The organism is Streptomyces sp. NPDC058683 (genome assembly GCF_042716195.1).
Lineage (GTDB): Bacteria > Actinomycetota > Actinomycetes > Streptomycetales > Streptomycetaceae > Streptomyces.
Window position 1 is genome coordinate 146,705 of record NZ_JBHXSK010000002.1, and the last position, 12,263, is coordinate 158,967.

At 72.6% G+C, this 12,263-nt stretch carries 8 protein-coding genes and 1 pseudogene; 3 read left to right on the plus strand and 6 right to left on the minus strand.

Features of this window, described 5'->3' with window-relative positions:
* Positions 1 to 85: 85 nt before the first annotated feature.
* Both ACFWXC_RS02780 and ACFWXC_RS02785 read right to left on the minus strand, forming a co-directional pair.
* Positions 86 to 1,450, minus strand: a complete 1,365-nt coding sequence (locus ACFWXC_RS02780; RefSeq protein ID WP_384471920.1) for a lectin — start codon at positions 1,448 to 1,450, stop codon at positions 86 to 88.
* A gap of 194 nt (positions 1,451 to 1,644) precedes the next feature.
* Complete coding sequence (locus ACFWXC_RS02785; RefSeq protein ID WP_384472525.1) at positions 1,645 to 3,510, minus strand: ABC transporter ATP-binding protein; 1,866 nt, start codon at positions 3,508 to 3,510, stop codon at positions 1,645 to 1,647.
* 250 nt (positions 3,511 to 3,760) lie between these two features.
* On the opposite strand from ACFWXC_RS02785, the gene ACFWXC_RS02790 reads away from it, so the two are divergent.
* Both ACFWXC_RS02790 and ACFWXC_RS02795 read left to right on the plus strand, forming a co-directional pair.
* Positions 3,761 to 4,744 carry a YbhN family protein gene (locus ACFWXC_RS02790; RefSeq protein WP_384471925.1) on the plus strand — a complete coding sequence of 328 codons (984 nt, stop codon included), beginning with the start codon at positions 3,761 to 3,763 and terminating at the stop codon, positions 4,742 to 4,744.
* 31 nt (positions 4,745 to 4,775) lie between these two features.
* Positions 4,776 to 5,540 carry a crotonase/enoyl-CoA hydratase family protein gene (locus ACFWXC_RS02795; protein WP_384471928.1) on the plus strand — a complete coding sequence of 255 codons (765 nt, stop codon included), beginning with the start codon at positions 4,776 to 4,778 and terminating at the stop codon, positions 5,538 to 5,540.
* 1 nt (position 5,541) lies between these two features.
* On the opposite strand, the pseudogene ACFWXC_RS02800 reads toward ACFWXC_RS02795, so the two are convergent.
* From ACFWXC_RS02800 to ACFWXC_RS02810, 3 genes and pseudogenes are all read right to left on the minus strand, one after another.
* Positions 5,542 to 6,453 (minus strand): annotated as a pseudogene (locus tag ACFWXC_RS02800) (NAD(P)/FAD-dependent oxidoreductase); the annotation flags it as partial.
* Positions 6,450 to 7,835 (minus strand): FAD-dependent oxidoreductase, encoded by a 1,386-nt coding sequence (locus ACFWXC_RS02805; RefSeq protein ID WP_384471931.1) that lies wholly within the window; start codon positions 7,833 to 7,835, stop codon positions 6,450 to 6,452. The pseudogene ACFWXC_RS02800 and the gene ACFWXC_RS02805, both read right to left, overlap by 4 nt.
* A complete protein-coding gene (locus ACFWXC_RS02810; RefSeq protein ID WP_384471934.1) occupies positions 7,832 to 9,277 on the minus strand; it encodes an FGGY family carbohydrate kinase in 1,446 nt (481 codons plus the stop codon). Before ACFWXC_RS02810 ends, ACFWXC_RS02805 begins: the two co-directional genes overlap by 4 nt.
* Before the next feature lie 200 nt (positions 9,278 to 9,477).
* On the opposite strand from ACFWXC_RS02810, the gene ACFWXC_RS02815 reads away from it, so the two are divergent.
* Positions 9,478 to 10,569 (plus strand): mechanosensitive ion channel family protein, encoded by a 1,092-nt coding sequence (locus tag ACFWXC_RS02815; RefSeq protein ID WP_384471937.1) that lies wholly within the window; start codon positions 9,478 to 9,480, stop codon positions 10,567 to 10,569.
* A 17-nt stretch (positions 10,570 to 10,586) separates the two neighbouring features.
* Here the strand turns inward: ACFWXC_RS02815 and ACFWXC_RS02820 are convergent, their stop codons facing one another.
* Positions 10,587 to 12,170: a M1 family metallopeptidase gene (locus tag ACFWXC_RS02820; RefSeq protein ID WP_384471940.1), complete on the minus strand. Its 1,584-nt coding sequence runs from the start codon at positions 12,168 to 12,170 to the stop codon at positions 10,587 to 10,589.
* Between the last annotated feature and the right edge of the window lie 93 nt (positions 12,171 to 12,263).

Here is a 12,263-nt window from a genome sequence, read left to right on the forward strand (position 1 = left end):
AGGGGGGTGGGGTGCGGCCCGGCTCGGCCGGCGCGAGTCGAGCCGGGCCGGTGTGCGCCGTGACTCAGTCGGCGCACACCGTGACTCAGCCGGTGTAGGCCGAGAAGACGCGGGTGTAGTCCCAGTTGCCCTGACTCACGCCGGAGCAGCTGTCGGCGGAGCCGCCGGTGCAGGGCCGGTCGCGGTTGGCGGACCAGAAGGTGAGCCGGGCCAGGTGGTGCTGCTGGGCGTAGGCGAGGATGGTCCGGAAGTCGGCGACCGTCACGGTCTCGCTGTTGTCGGTGATGCCGTTCATGGACGAGATGCCCATGTCCCGGTAGGCCGTGTCGTCACTGTAGCCGTACGCGTTCTTCAGCGCGTTCTTGAGCCCCTCGGCCGCCTGGGTGGTGAGGTTGCCCATGTTCTGGCCCGCGCCGCCGAAGTCGAACGGCATGATGGCCCAGGCGTCGACGGTCAGCCCGGAGGACGCGGCCCGGTTGATCAGGCTGGTGTCGGGGCCGCTCTGGCCGGTGCCGATGGTGATGTACACCTTCAGGCCGGGGTTGTTGGCCTTCACGGTCTTCAGCGCGTCCACGGTCCGCTGCTGCACGGTCCCGTTGCTGTAGGCGTCGGCCTCCAGGTCGATGTCGATGGCCTTGAGACCGCCGTAGGCGTTGATGACCTTCTGGTAGGCCGCCGCCAGCTCGCTCGCGCTGGAGCAGGAGCTCTCCAGCTTGTTGCCGCTGTAGCCGCCGAAGGACGGGATGACGTCACCGCCGTTGGCGCGCACGGTGTTGATGGTGCTCTGGTCGACGCCGCCGGTCAGCGCCCGGCTGCCGTCCCACTGCGGGTTGCAGTAGCCGTTGCTCAGGACGAACGCGAGCGTGTAGTACTTCACGCCGGTCGCGTTGGTGATCGTGGTCGGGCTCGGCGGGTCGCCCCAGCCGTTGTACAGGTACGGCGCCACGGCCATCGGCGAGGACGGGGTGGTGCCGCCGCCGTCGGCCGCGGGGGCGGTCCACTTCTGGTTGGCGGTGCCCGCGCAGGTCCAGATCTGTATCCGGGTGCCGTTGGCGGAGGTGTTGCCGGTGACGTCCATGCACTTGTTCGCCTGCGGATTGACGATGTCGTTCGCGGACGAGACGGTCCACTGCTGGTTGGCGCCGCCACTACAGGTCCACAGTTGCAGCTTGGCGCCGTCGGCGGTCGAATTGCCGGTCACGTCGAGACACTTGCCGAGGGCGCGGAGGGTGCCGTCGCTGCCGCGGGTCCACTGCTGGGCAGAGGTCCCGTTGCAGTCGTAGAGCTGGACGGCCGTGCCGTCGGCGGAGCTGGCGCCGGCGACGTCGAGGCACTTGCCGGCGAGGCCGGTGATGGTGCCGGTGGCGGCCTGCGCCGGAGCGGCGGTGAGCAGGCCTGCGGAGAGGGTCAACGCGGCTATCGAGACAGCCGTGGGCAGAGGTCTGGCCATATGCGGGGGGTGGCCTTTCACGCGGGGGGTGGCAGCACGGTGTGATCCAACACCCTTTGGTCAGTTGGGTGTTGGCTACACACGTGAGGCTTTGTTTAAGGCGTGAAGCTAAAGGTCCGGACCACAGTCGTCAAGTAGGGGAGCGCTCCCCTCCGCGACTCATAGGAAAACGTGACGATGATGTGAACGCTCCGTCAGGGGGTGGTCACTTCCGCGAACTGAGTGCGGTGCAGTTCGGCGTACCGCCCGTCCGCCCGCAGGAGTTCCTCATGGGTGCCGCGCTCCACGATCCGGCCGGCCTCGACCACCAGGATCTGGTCGGCGGCCCGGATCGTGGACAGCCGGTGGGCGATGACCACGGCCGTGCGCCCCTCCAGCGCCTCGGTGAGAGCCTCCTGGACGGCCGCCTCCGAGGTGTTGTCCAGGTGGGCGGTGGCCTCGTCGAGGATGACCACGCGCTGGCGGGCCAGCAGCAGCCGGGCGATGGTCATGCGCTGCCGCTCGCCGCCGGAGAGCCGGTAGCCGCGCTCGCCGACCACCGTGTCCAGGCCGTCCGGCAGGGACCGTACGACCTCGTCGAGGCGGGCCCGGCCGAGGGCGTCCCACAACTCCTCGTCGGTGGCGGCCGGCCGGGCGAGCAGCAGGTTGGCGCGGACGCTGTCGTGGAAGAGGTGGCCGTCCTGGGTGACCATGCCGAGGGTGGCCCGCAGGGAGCCGGCGGTCAGGTCGCGGACGTCGACGCCGCCGATGCGCACGGCGCCCTCGCCGACGTCGTACAGGCGCGGCAGCAACTGGGCGATGGTGGACTTGCCGGCGCCCGAGGAGCCGACCAGGGCGACGGTGCGGCCGGGTTCGGCGCGGAAGGAGATGCCGTGCAGGACCTCGGCGCCGCCGCGGCCGTCCAGGGTCGCGACCTCTTCCAGTGAGGCGAGGGACACCTGGTCGGCGGCCGGGTAGGCGAAGCGGACGTCCTCGAACTCGACGGCCACCGGGCCCTCGGGGACCTCGCGGGCGTCCGGTTTCTCCTCGATCAGGGGCAACAGGTCGAGGACTTCGAAGACCCGCTCGAAGCTGACCAGTGCGCTCATCACCTCGACACGGGCGCCGGCGAGCGCGGTGAGCGGGGCGTACAGCCGGGTCAGGAGAAGGGCGAGGGAGACGACGGCGCCCGGCTCCAGGGTGCCGCGCAGCGCGAACCAGCCGCCGAGGCCGTAGACCAGGGCGAGCGCCAGCGAGGAGACCAGGGTGAGCGCGGTCATGAACACCGACTGGGCGGTGGCGGTGCGCACCCCGATGTCCCGGACCCGGGCGGCACGTGCCGAGAACTCCGCCGACTCCTCCTCGGGGCGGCCGAAGAGCTTGATCAGGGTGGCGCCCGGTGCGGAGAAGCGCTCCGTCATGCGGGTGCCCATGGCCGCGTTGAGCGCGGCGGCCTCGCGCTGCATCTTGGCCATCCGGCCGCCCATCCGGCGGGCGGGCACCACGAACAGCGGCAGCAGCGCCAGCGCGAGCAGGGTGATCTGCCAGGACAGGGTCAGCATGACCACGAGGGTCAGCAGCAGCGTGACCAGGTTGCTGACCACGCCGGAGAGGGTGTTGGCGAAGGCGCGCTGGGCGCCGATCACGTCGTTGTTGAGACGACTGACCAGCGCTCCCGTACGAGTACGCGTGAAGAACGCGACGGGCATGCGCTGCACATGATCGAACACAGCCGTTCGCAGGTCGAGGATGAGTCCCTCGCCGAGCGTCGCCGAGAGCCGCCGCCCGAGCACCCCGAGCGCCGCCTCCACGACCGCGACCGCCGCGATCAGCAGCGACAGCCGTACGACCGTGCCGGTGTCGTGCCCCGACACGATCGCGTCGACGACATGGCCGGCGAGCACCGGGGTCGCCACGGCGAGCAGGGCCGTCACCACCCCGAGCAGGACGAAACGGACTATGCCGCGCCGGTGCGGGCGGGCGAAGGCGGCGATACGGCGCAGGGTGGCCCGGTCGAACGGGCGGCGTTCCTGCTGGGCGGTCATCACGCTGTGCAGTTGCGCCCAGGCGGTGGTCTCCATACTCATGAGGGAGAACGTAGGACCTCAAGCTCCGTTGAGGTCAATGTCCGCTCGCCGTCCCCCCCGTACGAAGGACCCGATGAGCCTCCCGAAGGCCCCGCCCGGCTCTGCGAAAGCCCCTGCGAAAGCCCCTGCGCAGGCCTCTGCGAAAGCCCAGATGAGCCTCCCCCCTCACCCGCTTCCCGGCCGTCATCCGGCGTCTCCTCTTCCGCCACCCGCCGTTGGCGCGGCGCGGAAAACCTCTCCCGGTGTGACAGCGGTAAGAATCCCCGGCTTCCGTGCGGGCCGTCTCCCCCGGCTCGCCCGCCGTGTCCCCTGGCGGCACATCCTCACCCTGATTCCGCTCCTGCTCGTCGCGGCCATCGCGGTGCAGCACTGGTCGGTCCTCGTCGAGGGCTTCGGCCACCTCCGTGACGCCTCCTGGCCCTGGCTGCTGGCGGCGGGCGCCGCCACCTGTCTGACCTGGGTGGCCGCGGCCTTCACCCGGCAGGGCGCGGTGGTCCAGCAACTGCCCCGCTGGCGGCTGCTCGCGACCCAGCTCGCGGCCGGCTCCGCCAACCATCTGCTCCCGACGGGCCTGGGCTCCGGCGCGGTCAACCTGCGGTTCATGACCGTGTGCGGGGTGCCGCTGGCCACCTCCTCGGCGGCGCTCGCCCTGTATCTGCTCGCCGAGTCGGTGGCCCGGGTGGGCCTGATGGCCGTGTTCTTCGTGGCCTTCCCGGACGCACTGCACCTCGGCAGCCTGCTCCCCGACGGGACGGTGGGACCGCTCCTGGCCATCGCCGGCGCGCTGGTGGCCGTGGCACTGGCCGCGCTGTTCCTCGTACGGCGGGTGCGCGAGCCCGTGTTCCGTTTCGTGCGCTCCGCCCTGAACGAGGCCCGCTCGGTGCACACGCGTCCGTCCCGGGCGCTGGCCCTGTGGGGCGGCTCGCTCGCCTTCCCCGCACTCCAGGCGGCCGGTCTGGTGGCGGTGGGGCAGGCACTGGGCCTGCCGGTGCCGCCCGCGCACATGGCGCTGGCGTATCTCGCGGCCACGGTCGCCGTCGCGCTGATCCCCACGCCGGGCGGCCTGGGTTCGGTGGAGGCGGCGCTGATCGTGGCGCTGGTGGCCGCGGGCGGTCCGGTGGCGGTCGCCACGGCCGTCGTCCTCGCGTACCGGATCATCACCGTGTGGGTGCCGTTGCTGCCGGGAGCACTGACACTGGGAGCGCTGGTGCGACTGAAGGTCATCTGAGTCCGGATGGCCTTCCGACGGAAGGAAACACATGCCGGTCCGCCTGGAACGCAAGGGTCCTGTCACCACGGTCGTGCTCTCCCGGCCCGAGGTCCGCAACGCGGTGGACGGACCGACGGCGGCCGAACTGGTCGCCGCCTTCCGGGAGTTCGAGGCGGACGACGAGGCCCGGGTGGCGGTGCTGTGGGGTGAGGGCGGCACCTTCTGCGCGGGCGCGGACCTGAAGGCGATGGGCGGCGAGCGCGGCAACCGGGTGGCGGAGGACGGGGACGGCCCGATGGGCCCGACCCGGCTGCGGCTGTCCAAGCCGGTGATCGCGGCGATCGCCGGGCACGCCGTGGCAGGGGACCTGGAGCTGGCCCTGTGGTGCGATCTGCGGGTCGCCGAGGAGGACGCGGTGTTCGGCGTCTTCTGCCGCCGCTGGGGCGTACCCCTGATCGACGGCGGCACGGTACGGCTCCCCCGGCTGATCGGCACCGGCCGGGCCATGGACCTGATCCTGACCGGCCGCCCGGTCCCGGCCCCCGAGGCGTACGAGATGGGTCTGGCCAACCGCCTGGTCCCGCCGGGCCGGTCCCGCGAGGCGGCGGAGGAACTGGCCGCGTCCATAGCCGCTTTCCCGCAGGCCTGCCTGCGCAGCGACCGGGCCTCGGTGCTGGACCAGGAGGGGCTGGACGAACCGGCGGCGATGCTCGGTGAGATCCAGTACGGCATGGACGTGCTGTCGGAAGGTCTCCAGGGCGCGGCACGCTTCGCGGCGGGAGCGGGCCGGCACGGGTCCTTCACGGGCGGCTGACCAGCCACTCCAGCACCGCACCGGCCGCCCGGGCTCCCTCCAGGGCCGCCGTCCGGGCGTCCTGGCCCGGGTGCGGCAGACCGCCGACGGCGAAGACACCCGGGCGGTCGGTGCCCGGCCCGTGGGCGAGGGTGATCCGGGCCCGGCGGGCCAGTTCGTCCTCGGCGACGAAGTCCCCGGTGAAGACGACCGTGTCGCAGGGCAGGACTCCAATACGCCCGTCGAGGTGCCGGATGCGGACGCCGGACAGCCGTCCGTGGCCGAGGATCTCGGTGACCGTGGTGCCGGTGAGCAGCGGGACGCGGGAGCGGAGCCGGGCGTCCACGGCACGGACGGAGGCGGCGCTCGGCCGGTCGGTGAGCATCGCGACGACCTCGGCGCCCGCGGCCCGTACCGTCCCGGCGGCCGCGTACGACACGTCCTCGGCCCCGACGACCACCACCGCCCGCCCGCCGATCGGCTGCCGGTAGCGGTGCACCGCCTGCTGAAGCTCTCCTCCGGTGTAGACCCCGGCGGGCCGGGTGCCCGGGATCAGCCGTGCCGTGCGGGGGCGTTCCCGGGCGCCGGTGGCGAGCACCACGGCCCGCGCGGTGACCGTCTCCGGGCCCCGCTCGCCCACGGTGGTCAGGGAGAGCGGCCCGGCCCAGTCCAGGGCGGTGACTCCGGTACGGACCACCGCGCCCGCCCGCACGGCCGCCTCGGCGAGCAGGCGGGCGTACGCGGCTCCGGTCAACGGCCGGGTCCAGGTGCCGAATCCGCCGTGGGCGCAGTGCCGTGCCACTCCCCCGGCCTCCTGGTCCCGCTCCAGCACCTCCACCCGGCCCGCTCCGGCGACCGCGAGCCGGGCGGCGGCCGCGAGACCGGCGGGACCGGCTCCGACGACCAGGACATCGACCCGGCGCTCGACGGTCATCGGGTGTGCCCGGCCCTCTCGAACAGGTCGCGTACGGCGGCCCCGCAGTGGAAGCCCTGGCAGCGGCCCGCCCCGGCCCGGGTGCGGCGGCGCAGGCCCGCGAGGCTGCGCGGCGGGATCGTCGCGGCGAGGGCGGCGCGGATCTCGCCGAGGGTCGTGCGCTCGCAGTGGCAGACGATGACGTCACCGCCGCGCTGGTAGGGGCGGGGGAAGGCCTCGCCGAGGTTCGGCATCCGGACCGGTTCCAGGTCGACGGGGTCCCTCAGGTCGAGGCCCGAGTCCCGCAGCAGTCCGGTGACATGGGCGGCGATGGCGAGCGAGGCGGTGAGGCCCGTGGAGCGGATGCCGCCGACGGTGACGTACGCCTGTTCGGGGTGGGCGGAGATGCGGTAGTCGTCGTGCTCGGTGGCCGCGCGCAGACCGGCGTAGACGGCGGTGACCTCCTCGTCGAGGAGCGCGGGCAGGATCCGGCGGCCCTTCTCGCGCAGGACCGCCAGCCCCTCGGCGGTCGAGCCGGTGGCGGCCCTGTCGTCGAGGTCCTCGGCCGTGGGGCCCAGCAGGACGTTGCCGTAGACCGTGGGGGCGACCAGGACGCCCTTGCCGAGGGCGGTGGGGACCGGCAGCAGGATGTGCCGGACCAGCTCGCGGGCGAACGTGTCGTAGACGATCAGCTGGCCGCGGCGCGGGGTGACGGTGAAGGCGCGGTGGCCGAGGAGACGGTCGAGGGTGTCGGCGTGCAGACCGGCCGCGTTGACGAGGTGGCGGGTGTGCAGGGGGCCGCGCGCGGTGGTCAGGGTGTGCACGCCGTCGTGCCGGCTCACCTGTGCCACGCGGGAGTTGAGGTGGAGGTCGACGCCGCCCCGCACGGCCTGGGTGGCGTAGGCCAGGGTCGTGCTCCAGGGGCAGATGATGCTCTCGCCGGGTACGTGCAGGGCGCCGAGCGCACCGGGGCCGAGGTGGGGTTCGCGGGCGTACAGCTCGGCGGCGGTCAACAGGCGGGTGTCGTGGTGGTCGTTGCGTACGGCCTGCCGGGCGAGGCCCGGCAGGGCGGACCGCTGCTCCTCGTCCCAGGCCACCAGCAGGGCGCCGACCGGCTCGACCGGGATGCCGGACTCGGCGGCGTACGCGGCGAGGAGCCGGGAGCCCGCCCGGACCAGGCGGGCCTCCAGGGTGCCGGGGTGGGCGTCGAAACCGGTGTGCAGGATGGCGGTGTTGGCCTTCGAGGTGCCCTCGCCGACATCGTCCTGGGCCTCCACCAGGGCGACGTCGAGGTGCGGGTGACGGGCCAGTTCACGGGCGATCGCGCTGCCGACGACCCCGGCGCCGACGACCGTCACGTCGTACGGGGCGGCCGGCAGCGGCCCGTCGGCGGTGACCGTCACCCCGGCGCTCCGGCTCCGGCTCCGGCGCGTGCGAGCAGGGCGGCGACGGCTGCCCGGAAGGTGCCCAGGCGGTCGGCGGCTTCGCCCGGCGAGATGCGCGGCTCGTAGACGGCGGACGGTCCTCCGTCCGGCAGGAAGTCGGTGGGGTCGGTGCCGAGGTAGGCCAGGGCGCCCACCCCGAGGGCGGTGGCGTCGGGCAGCGTGGACACCTCGACCGGGCGTTGCAGCAGGTCGGCCTGGATCTGCATGAGCAGCGCCGAGCGGGTGAGTCCGCCGTCGACGCGCAGCGCGGTCAGCGGGGTGCCGAGGTCGGTCTCGGCGGCTTCGGCGAGTTCCACCACCTGGGCGGCGAGGCCCTCGCACAGGGCACGCACCAGATGCCCGGGGCCGGTGTCGAGGCCCAGCCCGGTGAGCGAGCCGCGCAGGTCGCCGCGCCACCAGGGAGCGGCGAGCCCGGCCAGCGCGGGGACGAAGGTGACCCCGCCGGAGTCGAGGACGGTGCCGCCGACCCGGTCGAGGTCGGCGGCGCCGGAGATCACGCCGAGGTCGGTGAGCCAGCGTACGGCGGAGGCGGCCGTGTACACCTGGCCCTCCAGGCAGTAGCCGGTCTCTCCGGCGAGGCGCCAGGCGACACAGCTGACCAGTCCGGAGGTGCTGTGCCGGGGGGTGTCGCCGGTGTGCGCGAGCAGGAACGCCCCGGTGCCGTAGGTGCACTTGGCGCCGCCCGGACCGGTGATCCGCTGGGCGAGGAGGGCGGCCTGCTGGTCCACGGCGAGTCCGGTGAGCGGGATCTCGCGCCCGAACTCCTTCGTCGTGCCGACGAGTTGACAGTTGTCGACGATCTCGGGGAGACGTTCGGCGGACAGCCCGTAGAGGTCGAGGGCGCGGGGTGACCACTGCACCCGGTCCAGATCGAGGAGTTGGGTGCGGCCGGCGGTGGCGGCGTCGGTGACATAGGCGCCGGTGAGCCGGTGGACCAGCCAGGCGTCGGTGGTGGTGACGACCCCCTCGGTGGTGAGGTGGCGGCGGATCCAGGCCATCTTGGGCGCGGCGAAGTAGGGGTCGAGGGGCAGTCCGGTGAGTTCCCGTAATTCGTCCGCGTTTTCGGCCAGTTCGGCGCAGACGGTCTCGGCCCGGCGGTCCTGCCAGACGATCGCGGTGGTGAGCGGGCGCCCGGTGCCGGGGTCCCAGGCCAGCACGGTCTCGCCCTGGTTGGCCAGGCCCAGCGCGGTGACCGGTTCGCCGGCCTCGGCGAGCGCCCGCCGGCCGGCGACGAGTACCGAGTCGTACAGCTCCTCGGGGTCCGCCTCCACCAGGCCGCCGGGCAGGTGCCGGGGTGTTATCGCGACGAATCCGGTGCCGATGACGCCCCGTTCGGGACAGATCACCAGGGCCTTGGTACCGGACGTGCCCTGGTCGACGGCGAGCACCGGACCTGTCATCGAGCCTCCCTGGTGATCACTGCGCGACAGCCTGCCGTCGTACGGCGGGCCGCGTCAACCAGGCGCGGTGTGGCGGCAGTTCGAGCCGGACAGATTCAGTGCAGTCCCGGCGGACGGAGCCGCGGTGCGAACCTCTGTGCGGATCCGGTTCCGCGGATACGGCAGGATGAGCGGTTGCACAACCGAATGGGAGGTAACCGGTGGACCGAGCGCTCACCGTCGATGACCTGGTCCTGGCCGGCATCGCCCTGGCGGCGGGCCTGTTGCTGGCCTTTCTGTCACGCGGCATGCTGCGCTGGCTGGCCAAGCACGCGAAGCGGACCCGTTGGAGCGGTGACGACGTCGTCGTGGACGCGCTGCGCACGGTGGTCCCGTGGGCGGCGCTGTCGGGCGGCGCGGCGGCCGCGGCGGCGGTGCTGCCGCTGACCAGGACCGTCCAGCACCACACCGACCAGTGCCTGAAGGTGCTGCTCATCTTCGCGGTGACGGTCTCGGCGGCGCGGGTGATCGCCGGCCTGGTGCAGTCGGTCACCCAGTCCCGTTCCGGGGTCGCCGGGTCGGCCACGATCTTCGTGAACATCACCCGGGTGCTGGTCCTGGCGATCGGCTTCCTGGTGGTGCTCCAGACGCTGGGCATCTCCATAGCGCCGCTGCTCACCGCCCTGGGCGTCGGCGGCCTCGCGGTCGCACTCGCGCTCCAGGACACCCTGGCCAACCTCTTCGCGGGCATCCACATCCTCGCCTCCAAGACCGTACAGCCGGGCGACTACATCCGGCTGAGCAGCGGCGAGGAGGGCTACGTCGTGGACATCAACTGGCGGCAGACGACCGTCCGTCAGCTCTCCAACAACCTGGTGGTCATCCCCAACGGCCAGCTCGCGAAGGAGAACATGACCAACTACACGCGTCCCGAGCAGCAGTTGACGATCCTGGTGCAGGTGGGCGTGAGCTACGACAGCGACCTGGACCAGGTGGAGCGGGTCACGCAGGAGGTCATCGCCGAGACGATGACCGAGATCACCGGCGCGATCCCGGACCACGAACCGGCCATCCGCTTCCACACCTTCGGCGACTCGCGGATCGGGTTCACGGTGATCCTGGGCGTCGGGGAGTTCAGCGACCAGTTCCGGATCAAGCACGAGTTCATCAAGCGCCTGCACCGCCGCTACCGCGAGGAGGGCATCCGCATCCCGGCCCCGACCCGCACGGTGGCGCTCCAGCAGGGGGCCGTGGTGATTCCGCAGCAGCGCGTCACGGACGACCTGCCGTCGGGTCTGCCGCGCACCGACTAGCCCCCTGCCGTTCGCCTCTACAGGGTGGCCGAGTTGTCGTGGTGGTGGCCGCCGCGCAGGCTGGGCGGGGTGGCCGGGGACGGCGTCACCGGGGTGACCGTCCAGTCGGGGTGGCCGGGCATCCGCGGGGTCGTGGTGCCGTAGAGCCAGTCGCGGAGGAATCCGGAGCGGTCCTGGCCGGATACCTCGGCGGCGACGGCGATGTAGTCCTCGGTGGACGCCGAGCGGCGCCGGAAGCGGTCCAGGAAGGTGCGCTCCACCGCGTGGAAGGCGGCCTCGCCGACCAGCTCGCGGAAGGCGTACAGCGTCAGGACGCCGCCGAGGTAGCGCTGGTTGTCGAAGAGGTTCACCGCGTTCGGGGCGGCCACCGGCCCCGAGTCGTGGCGCCACTGGTCGCCGCGGGCGTAGGTGTCCTTCATCCGGGCCTCCATGGTGGTCATGCCCAGGGAGTCCGGCCAGCCGCGTTCGTAGCGGTAGAGCAGCCCGTAGAAGTCGGCGTGACCCTCGTTCAGCCAGAGGTCGGCCCAGGAGGCGGGGGAGACCAGGTTGCCGAACCAGGAGTGGACCAGCTCGTGCATCATGTGCGAGCCGATCTTCGCCTCCTCCTGGAGCAGGAAGTTCGGCTTGTAGAGGGTGAGGGTCTGGGTCTCCAGCCCGGTGAAATCGAAGGCTTTCGGGTCGTCGGAGTTGCAGGGCAGCAGGCCGTACGTCTCGAACGGGAAGGCGACGCCGAGCCGGTCCTCCAGCCACGCCACCTGGCCCGCGGTGAGGGCCAGCGCCGGTTCCAGGGCGGCGGCCCGGGCGACCGGGACGACGTCCCGCAGCGGCAGGCCGTGCGGGCCCCGCCGGTCCTTGATCACGTAGTCGCCGACGGTGATCTGGACGAGTTCCGTGGCGATCGGGGAGCGGGACCGGTACGAGTAGGCCGTCCGGTCGCCGGGGAGGTTCTCGGTGCAGGTCGGCAGGCCGTTGGCGACCCCGCGCAGGCCGTTCGGAACGGTGATGCGGAAGGTGAAGTCCGCCTTGTCCGAGGGGTGGTCGTTGCACGGGAAGACGGTGTGCGCGGAGTCCGGCTGCGGGCAGACGGCGAAGCCGTCCGGGGTGGGCACCCAGGCGGTGTGCGCAAGGGTGCGGCGCGGATCGGCGCCGTACTCCACGCACACGGTGACGTGGTCGTGCTCCCGGAGCGGGCGGGCCGGGGTGATCCGCAGCTTCTCGTCGGCCTGCTCGAAGGCGGCGCTCCGGCCGTCGACGCGCACGGAGCGAATGTCGAGGCCGAGCGCATCCAGGGAGAAGCGGGACAGGTTCCGCGTGGTGCGGACGCGCAGCGTCGCGGTGCCGTCGACCAGGCGGGTCGTGGCGTCGTAGGCGAGGTCGAGGTCGTAGGCGTGGACCCGGTAGCCGTCGTTGCCGAGGGCCGGGTAGACGGGGTCGCCGAGGGTCTCGGGGCCCGGGGCGGGGGTCCTGCCCCCGGCCCCCGCGTCGCCGCTTTTCTCCCCCGCGGAGAAGGGACGCGCGAGGGCCGGGGTGCCCGTGGCCAGTGCGGTCGCCGTGCCGAGCAGGGCGGCCGCCGGGGCCGTCACTCTGGTGCGATTTCTCATGGTCCGCTTTCGCTCGGGCAGCCGGTTGGTCGGTCCGGCCGCCGGTCGATGGTGGCTCGCTTGTCATGACCACCCTTTTGACCGATCCGGTTG